Origin of the sequence: Pararhodospirillum photometricum DSM 122 (assembly GCF_000284415.1) — a bacterium.
GTDB classification, from domain to species: domain Bacteria; phylum Pseudomonadota; class Alphaproteobacteria; order Rhodospirillales; family Rhodospirillaceae; genus Pararhodospirillum; species Pararhodospirillum photometricum.
On the sequence record NC_017059.1, the window covers coordinates 337,738 to 354,027 of the forward strand.

Annotated in this window: 17 protein-coding genes; 6 read left to right on the plus strand and 11 right to left on the minus strand. The window is 63.4% G+C overall.

Annotation, left to right across the window (positions count from 1 at the left end):
• Positions 1-14: 14 nt before the first annotated feature.
• From RSPPHO_RS01455 to rpe, 3 genes are all read right to left on the minus strand, one after another.
• A complete protein-coding gene (locus RSPPHO_RS01455; protein ID WP_014413513.1) occupies positions 15-881 on the minus strand; it encodes a phosphoribulokinase in 867 nt (288 codons plus the stop codon).
• Between the two features lie 109 nt (positions 882-990).
• On the minus strand, positions 991-2,052 hold the full coding sequence (locus RSPPHO_RS01460; RefSeq protein WP_014413514.1) for a class 1 fructose-bisphosphatase: 1,062 nt from the start codon (positions 2,050-2,052) through the stop codon (positions 991-993).
• A gap of 87 nt (positions 2,053-2,139) precedes the next feature.
• On the minus strand, positions 2,140-2,826 hold the full coding sequence (gene rpe / locus RSPPHO_RS01465; protein WP_041793682.1) for a ribulose-phosphate 3-epimerase: 687 nt from the start codon (positions 2,824-2,826) through the stop codon (positions 2,140-2,142).
• A 271-nt stretch (positions 2,827-3,097) separates the two neighbouring features.
• Between rpe and RSPPHO_RS01470 the strand changes: the two genes are divergently transcribed.
• Together RSPPHO_RS01470 and RSPPHO_RS01475 are read left to right on the plus strand one after the other, a co-directional pair.
• Entirely contained in the window at positions 3,098-4,015 is a 918-nt protein-coding gene (locus tag RSPPHO_RS01470) for a LysR family transcriptional regulator (protein WP_041793683.1), read from the plus strand.
• Between the two features lie 141 nt (positions 4,016-4,156).
• On the plus strand, positions 4,157-4,423 hold the full coding sequence (locus RSPPHO_RS01475) for a hypothetical protein (protein ID WP_051013549.1): 267 nt from the start codon (positions 4,157-4,159) through the stop codon (positions 4,421-4,423).
• Positions 4,424-4,477: 54 nt separating this feature from the next.
• Here the strand turns inward: RSPPHO_RS01475 and RSPPHO_RS01480 are convergent, their stop codons facing one another.
• On the minus strand, positions 4,478-5,002 hold the full coding sequence (locus tag RSPPHO_RS01480; RefSeq protein WP_041793684.1) for a PAS domain-containing protein: 525 nt from the start codon (positions 5,000-5,002) through the stop codon (positions 4,478-4,480).
• 386 nt (positions 5,003-5,388) lie between these two features.
• Positions 5,389-6,027: an MlaC/ttg2D family ABC transporter substrate-binding protein gene (locus tag RSPPHO_RS01485; RefSeq protein ID WP_014413519.1), complete on the minus strand. Its 639-nt coding sequence runs from the start codon at positions 6,025-6,027 to the stop codon at positions 5,389-5,391.
• A gap of 312 nt (positions 6,028-6,339) precedes the next feature.
• On the opposite strand from RSPPHO_RS01485, the gene RSPPHO_RS01490 reads away from it, so the two are divergent.
• The 4 genes from RSPPHO_RS01490 (at position 6,340) to RSPPHO_RS01505 (ending at position 12,553) form a co-directional block, all read left to right on the plus strand.
• Positions 6,340-7,275, plus strand: coding sequence for an ArsR/SmtB family transcription factor (locus RSPPHO_RS01490; protein WP_014413520.1), 936 nt, complete (start codon positions 6,340-6,342; stop codon positions 7,273-7,275).
• A gap of 127 nt (positions 7,276-7,402) precedes the next feature.
• Positions 7,403-8,317 (plus strand): methylenetetrahydrofolate reductase, encoded by a 915-nt coding sequence (metF, locus tag RSPPHO_RS01495; RefSeq protein ID WP_014413521.1) that lies wholly within the window; start codon positions 7,403-7,405, stop codon positions 8,315-8,317.
• Entirely contained in the window at positions 8,314-11,877 is a 3,564-nt protein-coding gene (gene metH / locus RSPPHO_RS01500; protein ID WP_041793685.1) for a methionine synthase, read from the plus strand. The genes metF and metH overlap by 4 nt, the downstream gene beginning before the upstream one ends.
• 130 nt (positions 11,878-12,007) lie before the next feature.
• Positions 12,008-12,553 (plus strand): thermonuclease family protein, encoded by a 546-nt coding sequence (locus RSPPHO_RS01505; protein ID WP_157879040.1) that lies wholly within the window; start codon positions 12,008-12,010, stop codon positions 12,551-12,553.
• A gap of 87 nt (positions 12,554-12,640) precedes the next feature.
• Here RSPPHO_RS01505 and RSPPHO_RS19570 read toward each other — a convergent pair whose 3' ends face one another.
• From RSPPHO_RS19570 to RSPPHO_RS19575, 6 genes are all read right to left on the minus strand, one after another.
• Entirely contained in the window at positions 12,641-12,877 is a 237-nt protein-coding gene (locus RSPPHO_RS19570; RefSeq protein WP_014413524.1) for a peptidoglycan-binding domain-containing protein, read from the minus strand.
• A gap of 284 nt (positions 12,878-13,161) precedes the next feature.
• Positions 13,162-14,073, minus strand: a complete 912-nt coding sequence (locus RSPPHO_RS01515) for a radical SAM protein (protein WP_157879041.1) — start codon at positions 14,071-14,073, stop codon at positions 13,162-13,164.
• A gap of 151 nt (positions 14,074-14,224) precedes the next feature.
• On the minus strand, positions 14,225-15,061 hold the full coding sequence (locus RSPPHO_RS17355) for a hypothetical protein (protein WP_162138075.1): 837 nt from the start codon (positions 15,059-15,061) through the stop codon (positions 14,225-14,227).
• On the minus strand, positions 14,985-15,641 hold the full coding sequence (locus RSPPHO_RS17360) for a radical SAM protein (protein WP_051013551.1): 657 nt from the start codon (positions 15,639-15,641) through the stop codon (positions 14,985-14,987). Before RSPPHO_RS17360 ends, RSPPHO_RS17355 begins: the two co-directional genes overlap by 77 nt.
• A complete protein-coding gene (locus RSPPHO_RS01525; protein WP_014413526.1) occupies positions 15,638-15,880 on the minus strand; it encodes a hypothetical protein in 243 nt (80 codons plus the stop codon). Before RSPPHO_RS01525 ends, RSPPHO_RS17360 begins: the two co-directional genes overlap by 4 nt.
• 227 nt (positions 15,881-16,107) lie before the next feature.
• Positions 16,108-16,266, minus strand: a complete 159-nt coding sequence (locus RSPPHO_RS19575) for a hypothetical protein (protein ID WP_157879042.1) — start codon at positions 16,264-16,266, stop codon at positions 16,108-16,110.
• Positions 16,267-16,290 lie beyond the last annotated feature (24 nt).

The following is a 16,290-nucleotide window of genomic DNA, read 5'->3' on the forward strand; positions in this document are numbered from 1 at the left end:
GAGGCGTCACCCTCTCAGCGGGTACGCCGATCCATCAGGCGCCAGATGAACGGGGTGAAGATCAACTGCATGGCCAGTTCCATCTTGCCGCCGGGCACCACGATGGTGTTGGGGCGCGACATGAAGCTGTCGTGCAACATCGTCAGCAGGTAGGGGAAGTCAATTCCCTTGGGGTCGCGAAAGCGGATCACCACGAAGCTCTCATCCGGCGACGGCACATGGCGGGCAATGAACGGGTTGGACGTGTCAACGGTGGGCACCCGCTGGAAATTGACATCCGTGCGCGTGTATTGCGGACAGATGTAATGCACGTAATCATGCATCCGGCGCAAGATGGTATCGGTCACCGCCTCGGTGGAATAGCCCCGGGCCCCCTTGTCACGGTGGAGTTTCTGGATCCACTCCAAATTAATCACCGGCACGACACCAATCTTGAGGTCGGCATGCTGGGCGACATCGACCTCGTCGGTCACGATCGCCCCGTGCAGCCCTTCGTAATAGAGGACGTCACTTTCCGGCAAATCCTCCCAGGGGGTGAAGGTGCCGGGCTCCTGGCCATAGGGCGCCGCCTCGTCCTCGTTGTGGAGGTACACGCGCCGCCGGCCCTTGCCGCTCTCGCCGTAGGTCTTGAACAGAGCTTCCAGGTCGGTGAACAGGTTGGCGTCGGGGCCGAAGTGGCTGAAGTGCGGGTTGCCGTCGTCGAGCGCTTCCTTCATGGCCACCTTCATGGCCTTGCGCTCGTAGCGGTGAAAACTGTCGCCCTCGACAATGGCGGCCTGAATGCCTTCGCGCCGGAAAATCTGGTCAAAGGTGCGCGTGACCGACGTCGTGCCCGCGCCGGAAGACCCGGTGATGGCGATAATGGGATGCTTGGCCGACATACTCGTTTCCCCTCCACTTTCTCTTTAGGGACTTGGCTTGGCAACGCGGGCTGCCGCCCCTCACGGCATGAGGGGTCTGGGGAGGCCAGCCTCCCCAGCCTTCCCTTTATTAGTCGCGAAATAACCCACGACGCTGGAATAACGGCGTTTCAATAGCCTTCAGCGTGTGCTCCTGGTGCAAAGCCTCGACCCGATCCACCTCTTCACGCGAGCCAAAGATCAGGGGCACGCGCTGATGCAACTCGGTCGCAGTCAGGTCAAGAACGTTCTCGGTGCCGGTGATACAACGCCCACCCGCTTGGTCCATGATCATGGCAATGGGCGCCCCCTCGTACAGCAAGCGCAACCGGCCCGGGCGCACCGGGGTTTTGGTGTCGCGCGGGTACAGATAGATGCCACCGCGCAGCAAGATGCGGTGACAATCGGCGACCAGGGCGGCGATCCAGCGCATGTTATAGTCCTTGCCGCGCGGCCCGGTGGCGCCGGCCAGCAACTCGTTGACATAGGCGTGGATGGGCGGCTCCCAGAAGCGGCGATTAGAGGCGTTGATCGCGAACTCGGCGGTCACCGGGGCGACCCGCAAATGGGGATGGGTCAACACGAAGTCGCCCAACAAGGGATCTAGGGTGAACCCGTGCACCCCCTTGCCCACGGTGAGAACAAACATGGTCGCCGGTCCATAGAGGGCATACCCGGCCACCACCTGATCGCGCCCCGAACACAAGAAGTCCAGGGTCTCGGGCTCGCGGCCCTGGCCGCTGTAGGGCACAATGGAAAAGATGCTGCCCACGGTGCCGTTGGTGTCGATGTTGGAGGATCCATCCAGGGGGTCGAACACCAGCAAGAAGGGGCCTCGGGCCCGCCCGTTGGTCAGGCGATGGATCTCTTCCATCTCCTCGCTGGCCAAGGCGCTGGCGTGGCCGGTGCGCTCGGTGGCGCGCAGGAAGGCTTCGTTGGACAAGAGATCAAGACGGGCCTGGGTCTCGCCCTGAACATTGATGTCGCCGTTATAGCCGTGGATCCCGGCCAGTTGGCCCATGGCGATGAGCTTGGCAATGGTTTTGCAGGCCTGGGCCACGTCGAGGATCAATCCCACCAGGGCCGGCGCCTCGCCGGAAAGCCCTTCCTCGACCAGGAATTGAGCCAACGTCGTGCGATCAATGGCGAGCATTCTTGGATCCCTTGGATCAGGAGGAAAAAAAGCCCCGGACCGGGGGGAGAGGAACGCGGCCCGGGGCAGGGAGACGACGCCTGGACATCAGGCGCCGCGCTGTCTGGCACCCTCTTCGGCTCGCTCCCGGATCGCCCGGATGGCGCCGGCCCGATCAGCTGCGCCAAACACCGCCGAGCCCGCCACCAAAATGTCGGCCCCGGCCGCGCCCAACTCGAAGGCGTTGTCGGGTTTGACGCCGCCATCAACCTCGATCTCAATGGGCAACCCACTGGAGTCAATCAAGGCACGCAAAGCCCGGATCTTGGGCAAGGCCGAGGGAATAAAGGCCTGACCACCAAAGCCGGGGTTGACCGACATGATCAGCACCAGATCCAGATCCCCCAGCACATGGTCGAGCACTGACAGAGGGGTGGCCGGGTTCAAGACTAAGCCGGCCTTGCAGCCCTTGGCCTTGATTAACTGGATCGAGCGATGGACATGGTCGCTGGCTTCGGGATGAAACGTGATGAGCGACGCCCCGGCCTGAGCAAAGGACTCGATCAGGGCATCCACCGGCCGCACCATGAGGTGAACGTCGATCGGCACCATCGCATGCGGCTTGAGGGCCGCGCACACCAGGGGACCCACGGTCAGGTTGGGCACATAGTGGTTGTCCATGACATCAAAGTGCAGCAGATCCGCGCCGCCATCGGTCACCGAACGGGCCTCCTGGGCCAGAAAGGCGAAATCCGCCGACAACAAGCTGGGCGCGATGCGCACGGGACGAGACATGCCTTCGGTCTCCTTTGTGGGGCCTTGAGAGCGGCGCCGGGGCAGGGAAGCCATGGTCGCCGTGTGGGCTTATAAACGCAACAAAGTTATGATTGCATGATCCATAAGCACATTTTATGATAGACCCCTCCTCACCCAACACTCTTCCGCCCTCCCCCCGACCAGACCTGTTGCCTCCCCCTGCTTTCCCTTCCTGATCCCCAAAAGAAAAAGGGGGCTGGAGCGGGGCCCGGGGGTGGGAGCCCCGCGTCCCCCAGTGGGAGTAGACCCCATGCGCCACGCCACCTTGCGCCAAATGCAGATTTTCGAGGCCGTGGCCCGCTCCTTAAGCTTCTCCGACGCCGCCCGCTCCATGGGCCTGACCCAGCCGGCGGTCTCGCTGCAAATCAAACAACTGGAAGGCCTAAGCGAGCTCAAATTGTTCGAGCAGGTGGGACGCACCCTGGGGCTCACCCCGGCCGGCGAGGTGCTGCTGGACCATGTGCGCACCATTTTGGGGGCGGTGCGCGATGCCGAGGAGGCCATGGACGCCCTCAAAGGGGCGCGTGCTGGCCTCTTGCGCATTGGGGTGGTGAGCATGGCAAAATATTTTGCGCCGGCCGTGCTCTCGGCCTTCACCGCCAGCCATCCCGGGGTTGATCTCGCCCTTACGGTCGCCAATCGAGAGCAGATCCTCGACCTGATGGCCGAAAACAGCCTGGATGTTTTTCTGATGGGCCGCCCGCCGGTCGAGCCTCCCGTGGAAGCCCTGGCCTTCGCCACCAATCCCATGGTGATGGTAGCGCCCCCGAACCACCCCCTTTTGGAACGTCGGCTTTGTCTGGGGGATCTGGCCCAAGAGACGTTTTTGCTGCGCGAACCCGGCTCCGGGACCCGCATGCTTCTAGAAAAGCTCCTCAGCGACGCCGGCCTGACGCCCCGGCGCAGCTATGAAATGTCGAGCAACGAGACGATCAAGCAGGCGGTGATGGCCGGCATGGGGGTCAGCCTTCTGTCGCGCCACACCATGGGCCTGGAGTTGTCGGTAGGCCGGCTGCGCGAACTGACGGTCGAGGGCCTGCCCATCGAACGCCATTGGTACGTGGTCACCCGCCGGGGGAAGCGCCTGCTGCCGGTGGCCGAAGCCTTGGTTCGCTTCCTGCGCGACGAGGGCGCGGCACTGATCGAGCGGGCCACGTTCGGCGCCTGAGGGGGGCGAAAAAGAAGGCTGGGGAGGCGGGGCTTCCCCAGCCCCCTCCAATCCCCGATGCGTGCGCCACCCTTGCGCCGTGTGCTTGGCCTGACTACCCTTCCCTCTCGTTCGGTTTCACGTCCGCAAGAGAGGTCCCCCATGCTGTTTCCGCCTGCCCCCTTGCGCTCACGCCTCCTGATGGGAGGGTGTCTGGGGCTGAGTTTGCTGGTGGCGGGGGGCTGTGCCCGCGACTCCGCGGTCAAGCCGATCACCGATCTATCGCTGGCCTGCGCCACCACGCCGTGCACCTGCACCTCGACGACGGGGGGCTTCTTTACCAACGAACGCACCCAGCCCCCAGAGTGGACCGCCGATGGCCGGGCCACCTGCCCGGCGGGCTTTGCCTTGCGCCGCACGGTAAAATAAGCGCTCTTCGCGGGCACGCCTGCCCCGTTCCGGGGACGGGCGGCAGCCTTGCGTTTAGAGCACGTGCACAAAGTGATGGTAATCTGTACCTTTGCTCTTGAGGAGATCCTCAACGAGACGAAGGGCGGCAGCCATTCCGTCACGCGGTGAGGCATGGCGTTTTTCTTCGGCCAGGAGCACCGCATAAAGCTCACGGACCGCTGGAAGCGCCTCGCGCTTGGGAGAACGCCGGCTGGAATGGTACCCAATAATGCGGCCCGACGCATCGAAGGTGGGTGTCACATGGGCAAAAACCCAATAGTGGTCCCCGTTGCGGGCCTGATTGACGACGTAGGCAAAAATCTCATGGCCCGCGCCGATCACGTCCCACAGAAGTTTGAACACGCAGGCCGGCATCTCAGGGTGGCGAATCAAGTTATGGGGCTGTCCCACCAACTCCCATTCCCGATAGCCCGAGATTCGCTGAAACACCCCGTTGGCATAGGTAATGATGCCCTTGGTGTCGGTTTTGGAGACAATGATTTCGTCATCGCCGAAGGTGCGCTCGACACCCGTCGGCCGTACCGTTGGCCGTGCCATTCCCTGCTCCCCCAATGGCGCCGTCTCGGCACGGATCCACTGAGCCGATCCCCCGCTTCATTTCCGGCTCGGCGTGTCTTCGTCCGCGTTCTCCGATACAGCCCAACGTCCGTTTGGCCCTGAAGAGAAAGTTTACACGAGGCCGGCGCCGGGCGGAACTCCGTTCCTGAGGACCCGCACAAAATCAGAGGCCTCTTCTCCCAGGCAGAGACGAAGAGCACTGTGACTGGCTCCGATTGACCGCACAGCGCTCTCGGCGCAGGCCCTGCCCCCCCAACTCCAGGCCCCACGCCATCACCCCTGCCCCTCTTACAGGCAGGAGGCCTCTGATTGAGGGTCGGCCTCCCCCTGTGCCGAGCCCCCAAGGAGGCTCGGGGCTAGGCGGCTCAGGTCTTGGACCCGCGCAAGGCGGCGATCTTGTCCTTAAGAACCTTGTTGAGCCCATCCATCGAGCCGGTATTCTTCAACACCGCCAGATACTCACCCCGGAAGGTCTGGGCCATGCTGACGCCTTCGACCTTGAGGTCGATCACGCCCAGGCGGTTGCCCTGCTCGGGATTCTCGCGCAGAACCCAGATCACCAGCATGGCCTTGTCGCCTTCATTGCCAATGCTGGTTGTCACCTCATGGAGTTTGCCGCCGCGGGCATCCTGGCTTTGAACGTTGGTCACCGCGATGCGCTGGCCGCCGTATTCGTCAAAGCGGGTCCCCCAACTGATCACGTTCATGTCGCGAAACAGTTTTTGAAACTCGGTCCGCTGGGCCTCGCTGGCTTCCTTCCAGGCGCCGCCCACCACGAAGCGGGCGATAAACGGCATATCAAACGCCTCATCCAGCAAGGTCTCGAACCGCTTGATCCGCTCTTGCGAATCGATGTTCGCCTTCAGGATGTCCTCAATGGCGAAACGGCTCAATTCCTGCACAAAGGCGCCGGGCTCGCGGGGCAAATCCAGCGCCGAGGCGTGTGCCGCGCCCCCCACCAGCAAAAAGAGAGCGAATACGGGCGCCAGGGCGCGTCGAAACATGGTCCACAGTCCTTATGGCTTCGGGAAAAGGCTCCCTCCCCCGCCTGCGGTTGGGCGTTTTGCAAAAGTCCCGCCCACAGCGGTCCAGGGAGGATCGGAGTGGACGATGTTTTACCATGCCCCCTCCCAAAACACCACCCCAGGGCCACGCCCCCTTCGGGAAGGAGGGGACTGGGAAGGCCCACCTCCCCAGCCTGCCCCTTTTCGTGCATCACCAGCCGAATGCCCCAAGCCCTCCTGTTTTGCCTTGCTATGCCACTGATATAAAGATATGTTTATATAAACATATTCGCACGATGGAGGACGCCGAGAGTGGAAGCGGTATTGACAGGCCTGCGCGCAGCGGCAGAAGCAACGCGACTGCGCCTCCTGGCCCTGTGTGCCCACGGCGACCTCAGTGTCTCGGACATGGTACGCATCCTGGGCATCAGTCAGCCCCGGGTTTCGCGCCACTTGAAGGTCATGTGCGAGGCCGGCCTCCTGGAGCGCCTGCCCGAAGGAGCCTGGGTGTTTTATCGCCTCGCCCCCACGGGTCCCGGCGCGGCCCTGGCCCGGGCGATCGTCGGCCTCCTGCCCGCCCCCAACGACACCACCGCCACCCTGGCCCTCGACCGCAGCCGCCTGGAAGCCCTGCGCGCCGAACGGGCCGAGGCCGCCGCCGCCTACTTCACCACCAACGCCCAGCGCTGGGATGAGTTGCGCCGCCTGACCGGCGCCGAGGAGCCGGTGGAGGAGGCCATCGTGGCCCGCCTCGCCGGCCGCCCCCTGCACGACGTGCTCGACATCGGCACCGGCACCGGCCGCCTGCTGGAGCGCCTCGCGCCGCTGGCGAGCCAAGTCACGGGCCTTGACCAGTCCCGGGCGATGCTGGCGCTGGCCCGCGCCAACCTGGATCGGGCCGGGGTGCGCAATGCTTCGGTGCGCCAGGGCGACCTGTATGCCCTGCCCTTCCCCGACGCTTCCTTTGATGCTGTGACCTTGCATCAGGTCTTGCACTACGTCGAAACCCCGGCGCGGGCCTTGGCCGAGGCGGCCCGGGTGTTGCGGCCGGGCGGGCGGCTGATTATCGCCGACCTTGCGCCCCACGACCGCGAGGACCTGCGCGAGCGGCACAATCACCTTCGGCTGGGCTTCCCGACGGCTGAGATCAGCCAGGGCGTGCTGGGGGCTGGGTTGTGTCCGGGCGAGGTGGTGGATTTGCCGGGGCCTGAGCTTTCGGTGCGGTTGTGGGTGGCGGATCGGCCTTAAAGGAGGAAGGGAAGGCTGGGGAGGCGGGGCCTCCCCAGACCCCTCCATTCCTTGGGGGCGATGAAGACCTGACAGTGTGTTTTGCGCTATGATTTTTTGTTTTCTTTGGCCTGGGAGATCCTGACCCGTGAATGCCAAGCTCCAGCCCGTGATCGGCGCCGCGTTGCCCGCGCATGATCTTTCCGTCTCGTTTGAGTTCTTTCCGCCCAAGACGGAGGCGATGCAGGCCCAGTTGTGGGATTGCATTCAGCGCCTGGAGCCCCTGGCCCCGGCTTTTGTCTCCGTGACCTATGGCGCCGGCGGCTCGACGCGTGAGCGCACCCATGAGACCGTGGCGCGCATCCGCCAGGAAACCCGCCTGGAGCCGGCGGCGCATCTGACGTGTGTCGCCGCCTCGCGCGACGAGGTCGATGCGGTGGCTCGGGCCTACTGGGAGTCCGGGGTGCGCCACATCGTGGCCCTGCGCGGCGACCCGCCCGAAGCCGGCACCCGCTACGCCCCCCATCCCGAGGGCTATGCCTTTGCCCTGGATCTGGTCCAGGGCCTGCGCCGGGTCGCCGATTTCGAGATCAGCGTGGCCGCCTATCCCGAGGGCCATCCCGAGGCCCCCAGCCTGGAAGCGGACATCGACACCCTCAAGCGCAAGATCGACGCCGGGGCGACCCGCGCCATCACCCAGTTCTTCTTCGACGTGGATGCCTACCGCCGCTTCATGGACCGGGTGGCGGCGGCCAACATCACCGTGCCCATCGTGCCCGGCATCTTGCCGGTGGTCGGCTTTGCCACGGCCAAGCGCTTTGCCGGGGCCTGCGGGGCCAGCGTGCCGGCCTGGATGGATGAGCTGTTCGACGGCCTCGACAACGACCCGGAAACCCGCAAACTCATCGCCGCCGCCCTGGCCGTGGAACAATGCCGCTTGCTGATGGCCGATGGCGTGCGCGACTTCCACTTCTATACCCTCAACCGGCCGGATCTGGTCCAAGCCATCTGCCACGCCCTTGGGGTGCGTCCCCAAGCCGCCCACGGGAGCCACGGAGCATGAGCCGTTTTCTCGACGCCCTGCGCGAGCGTGTCTTGTTGTGCGATGGCGGCATGGGCAGCCTCGTCCAGGCCATGGATCTCTCGGTCGAGAAGGACTTCCTCGGCCGCGAGAACTGCACCGAGGCCCTGACCCTGGCCCGGCCCGACGTGGTGCGCGGCCTGCACGCCCGCTACTTCGAGGCCGGCGCCGACTGCGTGGAGACCAACACCTTCGGCGGCTCGATCCTGACCCTCGCCGAGTTCGACCTCCAAGACCGCACCCGCGAGATCAATCGGCGCAGCGTTGAACTAGCGCGCGAGGCAGCCGAGGGCTTCAGCGATGGCCGCGAGCGCTTTGTCCTGGGCTCGGTCGGTCCCGGAACCCGCCTGCCCAGCCTGGGCCATGTGGACTACGACACCCTCAAGGACAGCCTGACCGAGCAGTGCCTGGGCCTGATCGAAGGCGGCGCCGATGCCATCTTGATCGAGACCTGCCAGGACCCCCTCCAGTTCAAGGCCGCGATCAACGCCGCCAAGAAAGCCCGGATCCACCACGGCACCGACACGCCGATCTTGCTCCAGGTCACGGTCGAGACCACCGGCACCTTGCTGGTCGGCGCCGACATCGCGGCGGCCGCCACCGTGGCCCATGCCCTAGGGGTGGACAGCCTGGGCCTCAACTGCGCCACCGGCCCGCGCGAAATGAGCGAGCACGTGCGCTGGCTGGCCGAGAACTGGCCGGGCTTCATCTCCTTGCAGCCCAACGCCGGCCTGCCCGAACTGGTGGACGGCAAGGCCCACTACCCCCTGACCCCGGCCGAACTGGCCGACTGGCACAAGCGCTTCATCTTGGAGGACGGGGTCAATCTGGTCGGCGGCTGCTGCGGCACCACGCCCCCCCACATCCAGGCCGTGGACGCCATGCTGCGCACCTTGGCCCAGGAAACCGGTCGCCCCGACCGCCCGGCCCCGGTGCGCCGCACCGTCCATTGGGTGCCGTCGGTGGCCTCGCTGTATGGCGCGGTGCCGCTGCGCCAGGAAAACGCCTTCCTGTCGATCGGCGAGCGCTGCAACGCCAACGGCTCGAAAAAGTTCCGCACCTTGCAAGACGCCGAGGACTGGGACGGCATCGTCGGCATGGCCCGCGAGCAGGGCCGCGAGGGCAGCCACACCCTGGACGTCTGTACCGCCTTTGTCGGGCGCAACGAAACCCGCGACATGACCGAGGTGATCACCCGCCTGCGCGGCAGTGTGCACATGCCCCTGGTCATCGATTCCACCGAAACCAAGGTGCTGGCCGCCGCCCTCAAGCTCTATGGCGGCAAGGCGATCCTCAACAGCATCAACTTCGAGGACGGCGAGGAAACCGCCGCCCAGCGCCTGGAGTTGGCCCGCGAGTTCGGTGCCGCCGTCATCGCCCTGACCATCGACGAAGAGGGCATGGCCAAGGACGCCGACAGTAAGCTGCGCATTGCCCGGCGGCTTTACGAGTTTGCCGTCACCGAGCACGGCCTCGCCCCCGAGGACCTGCTGTTTGACCCCCTGACCTTCACCATCTGCACCGGCAACGAGGATGACCGCCGCCTGGGCCTGGAAACCCTGAACGCCATTCGCCAGATCCGCGAGCAAATGCCGGGCTGCCAGATCATTCTCGGCCTCTCCAATATCTCGTTTGGCCTCAAGCCGGCGGCGCGCTGCGTGCTCAACTCGGTGTTCTTGGATGAGGCGGTCAAGGCCGGCATGACCGGGGCCATTGTCCACGTCTCCAAGATTCTGCCGCTGCACAAGATCCCGGAGGCCGAGGTTCAGGCCGCCCTCAACCTCATCCACGACCGACGCGAGGCCGGCGACCCGCTGCATGCCTTCATCCGCCTGTTTGAAGACCGGGTGGAAGCCAAGGCCGAGGCCCGCGCCGACGCCCCGGTGGACGAGCGCCTGCGCCAACGCATCATCGACGGCGACCGCCTGGGCCTCGAGGCCGACCTGGAGGAAGCCCGCGCCCTGATGCCGCCCCTCGAGATCATCAACACCATCTTGCTCGACGGCATGCGCGTGGTGGGCGAACTGTTCGGCGCCGGCAAAATGCAGTTGCCCTTCGTCTTGCAGTCGGCCGAAACCATGAAGGCCGCCGTCTCCCACCTCGAACCCCACATGGAAAAGATCGAGGGCCAGGAACGGGGCATCATGGTGCTGGCCACCGTCAAGGGCGACGTCCACGATATCGGCAAGAACCTCGTGGACATCATCTTGTCGAACAACGGCTACAAGGTGGTCAACATCGGCATCAAGCAGCCGCTGCCCGCCATCCTTGATGCCGCGCGCACCCACAAGGCCGACGCCATCGGGCTGTCGGGCCTGCTGGTCAAATCCACGGTGATTATGAAGGACAACCTGGAGGAGATGGCGCGCGACGGCTGGGACGTGCCGGTGGTCCTGGGCGGCGCCGCCCTCACCCGCGCCTTTGTCGAAGAGGACTGCGTGCGCGCCTACGGCAATCACGGCCGGGTCGCCTACGCCCGCGATGCCTTCGACGGCCTCGACCTCATGGCCAAGGTCATGGAGGGTAGCTTCGATCGCCACCTCGCCGCCATCCAGGAAAAGCGCCAGGCCAAGCCCAGCCGCCGCGCCCGCGAGGCCGCCGAGGCCCTGGACGCCGTCGCCCTGGCCGCCGCCAACGACCTCACCGCCGATCAGGCCCAGGCCGCCAAGCCCCGCCGCCTCGACCGCCCGGTGGACGCCGAGGAAATCTCGCTGCGCCGCGCCGAACTGGCCCGCCAGACCGAGATCCACACCCCGCCGTTCTGGGGAGCGCGCCTCGTTGAGGGGATCTCGCTCAAGACCTTGGTGCCGTTTATCAACGAAGCCACCTTGTTCCAGTTCCAATGGGGCTTCCGCAAGGGCTCGCGCACCCGCGACGAGTGGAAAGTGTGGGCCGAAACCGAGCTGCGCCCGATCCTCTTCGACATGCTCCAGCGCTGCGCCCAGGACGCCATCTTGGAACCCAAGGCGGTCTACGGCTTCTGGAAAGCCGCCAGCGACGGTGACGCCATCGTCCTTTACGACGAAGACGGCCGCCGCGAAGTCGCCCGCTTCGCCCTGCCCCGTCAGGCCAAGGCCGGCGGTCTGTGCTTGGCCGACTTCGTGCGCGATGTCTCGGCCGGCCCCCAAGACCGCGATGTCGTCGCCCTCCAGGCCGTCACTGTCGGCGCCCGCGCCAGCGATGTGGCCCGCGCTTGGTTCGCCGAAAACAAGTACAAGGATTACCTCTACCTGCACGGCGTTTCGGTCGAGGTGGCCGAGGCCCTGGCCGAGTACATGCACAAACGCATCCGGGCCGAACTGGGCTTCGGCGCCGAGGACGCCCGCGACACCGAGGAATTGTTCAAGCAAGCCTATCGCGGCTCACGCTACTCCTTCGGCTATCCCGCCTGCCCCCACCTGGAAGACCAGCGCCACTTGCTGGATCTTCTGGGCGCCGAGCGCATCGGTCTCGATCTCTCCGAGGAGTTCGAGCTGGTGCCCGAGCAATCCACCTCGGCCCTGGTGCTTTTCCATCCCCAAGCCAAGTATTTTCGGGTTTAAAAAGGGGGAGTGAAGGAAAGGCCGGGGAGGCTCGCCTCCCCAGACCCCTCCTTAACCATTTGCCCCTAAAGGAATGAGGGGTCTGGGGGGGGTCGCCTCCCCAGCCTTCCCTTTTCAACCAGAGGTTCCCATGCGCCGCGTTGCCCTCGCCCTCACCGCGTCCCTTTTCCTCCTCCCGGACGTCGCCGCTGCCGCCGATCTCCAAGGCGTCGCCTCGGTCATCGACGGCGACACCCTCGACCTCCACGGCCAACGCATCCGCATGCACGGCCTCGACGCCCCCGAAAGCAGCCAAAGCTGCCAAAAAGCCGACGGCTCCTCCTATCGCTGCGGCCAACTCTCCGCCCGCGCCCTCGCCGACAAAATCGGCCGCCAGACCGTCCGCTGCGAACAAAAAGACAAAGACCGCTACGGCCGCATCGTCGGCACCTGCTTCCTCGGCTCCGAAAACCTCAACGAATGGCTGGTCCGCCAGGGCCTCGCCGTCGCCTACCGCGAATACTCCAAAGCCTACGTCCCCGCCGAAATCGCCGCCCGCGAGGAAAAGCTTGGCATTTGGCAAGGTTCCTTCCAGATGCCCGCCGAGTACCGCAAAGAGAAGAAAGGGGGAGGAAAGAGTGAAGAAGATGAGATTCTGGAGTTGATCAAAAAATTAATCTACTTATTCTGGAAATAACGGAGCAGAAGAGGGCTAAACAGGCATTTCCGACCCTCCCCATCCCCTATTAAATCCAGACAATCACGCTATGGACCGAAACGCGTCTTACGAAAGAGAAAGGGCATCAAGCAGGCGATCGGAGAGGGTCCCAGTGACCGGCAAACCGCGCCGGGCTTCAAAGTGGGCAATGGCTTCTTTGGTTTTTGGCCCCAACCGTCCATCAATGGGGCCGACATAATCGCCTTGAGCATAGAGAGCGAGTTGGACTTTTCGCACCACTTCGTTGAAAGCGACGGTGTTACCGCGCAGCCGTTCCACTTTAGGATTGGGCTGGGGGACCAAGGGCGCGGGGGCCGTCGGCGGTGGCGTATAGGACGGGGTATAGGAAGAGGAAGGGGCTCTCCAATAAGATCCCCCAGATGAAGACCGATGGCTGCTGTGCGACCGATGGCTGCTATGGGAGCGGTGACCAACCAAGGTGAAACCGCGTTGGGGGGCAAAGCGCTGGACCAAGGTTCCCACCGGCTCTGGCTCCAAACCGGGACTCACAGTCGCCGGGGCAGGCGTGAGAGCCGGGGTCCGAAAGCCGGCAGCCAGCAGAGAGGGCATCAGAAAGGCGGTAAAACTCATGAGGGAAACCCTCCGGGGGGGGGATTGGAGGCAAAGAAGCCGCTGCACCCGGGGCGCTCGGAGCAAGCCTCGCACTCGGGTCCATACGCACGCTTCCAGTCGGAAATCGAAGCCACCGCCAACGGACGCCAAGCCTCAGGAACGAGGCAGCGGGGAAAGTTGTAGAGGGAGATGGGCAGGCCGGCTGTCTGAGCGATGCTCAAAGCAGGCCCCAGGGTGTCGAAGGCATCCTCAGGGGCAACTGCCAGACTCTCCCAAAAGCGCCGAGCAAGGCCCTGGGCCTCCATATGCATAAGGGCCCACGTCTCGACCCAAGGTAGATGCCGGGCTACAAAATCGGCCAAGCGCGGGAGCCTAACCAGCGTTGGCGCCGCAAGCACCGTGCGCAGTTCGACGGCCGCACCTGTTTGCGCCAAGAAATCCAGGGACTCCAAAAGGCGATCCCAAGCCCCAGCTTTGCGCACCATGGCGTCGTGGCTGGCTGCATCAGGGCCACACAGGGGCACGCCCCACAGCACCCAGCCCGCCAGAGCCCGCAAGGTGGGGACATCGGCAGCGGTCACCCCCTGAGCGTTGGTGAGAAGGTGAAATCCGAGGTCAGGCCGCTCGGCATGACAGTCCAATACCCAAGAAAAAAGCGAATCCTTGAGCAGCAAGGGCTCACCGCCGGTCAACCCAATGACCGCACCAGCCGGAGCCAAGCGCACTGCTGTCCGATAGAGATCCCAAAAGGCGTGATGACGCGGGCGCGGCGGCTGGGCGCAAAACAAACACGCCTGATCGCACGCTTCGGTCAGCAACAGCGTGTTATCCCGTCCTGGCCCCGGACGAATAAGGCGAAACACCCGGCCTCGCTCCGGTGCAACCAGGAGAACGGTTTCGTCGAGGTCAGCCCAAGGATCCGCCATGATACAGGTAAAGGCCCCGCGCCGGCTCCTCACCCAAACCACCCCGTCCTGATCTTGGTCAAATTCGGCCTCATCCTCGCCAGAGGCCCCGCCTCGGTGAAGGCGCACGACGAAAGGCGAACGGCACGGCGGAGCGCTCACCAAGCGTCCGTCAAGCGGCGTCATAACGAAACGGCCCAAAAAAGGGAAGGGTCTCGGGAACCCCGGTCAGATGAAACGCAAGAAAAGATAATCTATTCGGATCACCACCTAGAAGTGTTGAAAAAATAAAATCAAAAACAGCTCGATGATACCGACAGAAATGACTCCCTCGTTTGGGAAGATCGCTGCGACCATGCCAGGAGACATCATCCACTCCATCAATCCCGCACCATGGCAAATGAACACAGTGCAGACAGTCTTCATGGACATCGGCCATCTGGCTCCAGGTCAAGGCGTTGACACGCTCACCATCAAGCCCCTTGCGGAGATTCCCGAGACTGAGATCAGCCACCCCCTGGCGGGCCAGCATGCGGGCCTCGTCGCTGGGATAAAAGGTTCCGTCGTAATCAACCAAAAGAGTGTCGCGGGCAGCAGGATTAGGACTGCGCAAATCCACATGCGCGGTATGATTGGGTGAAAAAATCCGCCGCAAGGCCGTTTCCAAACCAAACTCGCGCAATGGCGGATGGCCCTCCTGCAAGGCGGCTTGCAAAATCTCGACACCTTTCGCCCATAGGGCCGGCCCATCATCCGCCGTGGGAGTCAGCAAGGATCGGGCGAACCCTTGATAATTAACGGGACGTAAAAACAATCCCGGATAGCCATACCGACGATAGACCTCAATAATATCGGCCAGACGTGACACATCCTCGGGAAGAATCGTTGGAAGAGCGGCGACTTTATCGGGGCCAAACTGCTCAAGAAGATCCTCAAAAGCCCGAAAAAAAGCCTGCGTCCGCGCCCGAGTCCGGGTTCGGTTTTTTTTGCTGTAGATCGGGTGGGCCATCCAGTGAGGTGCTGAGACTGACATCCGCAGCAGCCAGAAGCGGGCGCACCACGTCCGCCCCCCGAGCCAAGTTGCTACAGAGCACGAAATGGGTTTCGCGGAACCGACGTCGGGCGTGGGCGATCACCGCCTCCACCAGGTCCAGCCGCAAGGTCGGCTCCCCCCCTTGAAACTCAATCAGCATCCGGTCGCCGGGGAGGCTGTCGAGAAAGGCCAGAAAGCGCGCCAGTGTGTCGCTCGACCAGTCGGCCTCGCTTGCGGACAGCGGGGCCCGGCTGGCCTGACAATAGCAACAATCCAAGTCACACCGGAGGGTGGGAACGACCACCACATATGACAAGGTACGGGAAACATGCTTTTTGCGAGCTAGACGGCGCCGTTGACTATTCCAGTAAAAATCACCCACTTCGTCAAAAGCAAAGCCGCGTTCTTTTAAAAAAAGTTGATCGGGCTCCCCCAGGTCCTGGCGAACGATACGATCTAAAAAATCAGACGAAGAACTGAAAAAATCACCCGCATCATTACTAAATAGTATTTCATCATGAAATGGCTGAAAACGATAAGAAAAAAGCGATGTCAACGCACCAATCCCTCATAAAGACAGCAGCGGATCGGCAACGTTTCTTGATATATACGCTCTCGATACAATTGATAGCGCACCTCCGCTGCGCAAGTTTCCAGCCCCTCCGGCGCCTCTAGTACAAGACTGTTTTCGTCTCTGAAAATCTTTAGGGAGGGATACAAATAGCCCAGGCGTACCAAGGCAGGCTCGACGAACGAGGAAAATCCCTCAGGCACATCAATGGCAACCCGCTCCATTACCCCCCCTGCCCTCTAACCTATTCCTTGGGACAAGGTATCAAAGATGGAATATATCATTCCACTATCTTTTTACGATACTACTCCCGCCACAAGATCTCCCAGAACCACGAAAAACCCTCCCCTGGACCGGATAAGCGGAGGAGGCACGCCGCTTAGGCGTGGAAGTGGTCTAACAAGATCAACGCGCCCGTTGAAATGGGTTGAAATGGGGGCCGTAGCGCAATTCAAACAATAGCTCCGCGTATTGCGATCAGCTTGTGGGCCGGTAGGTTATCCATCTCCACGACGTCACCGGGCACCAGGACGCGCTCGACATAGGTCAGGAACGCCGCGCCGATCATGGCGCCGCCAAGGGCCATGGGAGCGGCCACACCCAACAGCAAGATCGTTGGTCTCGAGCAGAGGAC

Coding starts and splice junctions, on each gene's coding strand:
- metH (WP_041793685.1), top strand. CDS start 8,314: ATGAGCCGTTTTCTCGACGCCCTGCGCGAGCGTGTCTTGTTGTGCGAT.
- RSPPHO_RS01505 (WP_157879040.1), top strand. CDS start 12,008: ATGCGCCGCGTTGCCCTCGCCCTCACCGCGTCCCTTTTCCTCCTCCCG.
- RSPPHO_RS01485 (WP_014413519.1), bottom strand. CDS start 6,027: ATGTTTCGACGCGCCCTGGCGCCCGTATTCGCTCTCTTTTTGCTGGTG.
- RSPPHO_RS01460 (WP_014413514.1), bottom strand. CDS start 2,052: ATGCTCGCCATTGATCGCACGACGTTGGCTCAATTCCTGGTCGAGGAA.
- RSPPHO_RS01455 (WP_014413513.1), bottom strand. CDS start 881: ATGTCGGCCAAGCATCCCATTATCGCCATCACCGGGTCTTCCGGCGCG.
- RSPPHO_RS17355 (WP_162138075.1), bottom strand. CDS start 15,061: ATGGCCCACCCGATCTACAGCAAAAAAAACCGAACCCGGACTCGGGCG.
- RSPPHO_RS01515 (WP_157879041.1), bottom strand. CDS start 14,073: ATGGCGGATCCTTGGGCTGACCTCGACGAAACCGTTCTCCTGGTTGCA.
- RSPPHO_RS01470 (WP_041793683.1), top strand. CDS start 3,098: ATGCGCCACGCCACCTTGCGCCAAATGCAGATTTTCGAGGCCGTGGCC.
- rpe (WP_041793682.1), bottom strand. CDS start 2,826: ATGTCTCGTCCCGTGCGCATCGCGCCCAGCTTGTTGTCGGCGGATTTC.
- RSPPHO_RS01475 (WP_051013549.1), top strand. CDS start 4,157: ATGCTGTTTCCGCCTGCCCCCTTGCGCTCACGCCTCCTGATGGGAGGG.
- RSPPHO_RS01480 (WP_041793684.1), bottom strand. CDS start 5,002: ATGGCACGGCCAACGGTACGGCCGACGGGTGTCGAGCGCACCTTCGGC.
- RSPPHO_RS01525 (WP_014413526.1), bottom strand. CDS start 15,880: ATGGAGCGGGTTGCCATTGATGTGCCTGAGGGATTTTCCTCGTTCGTC.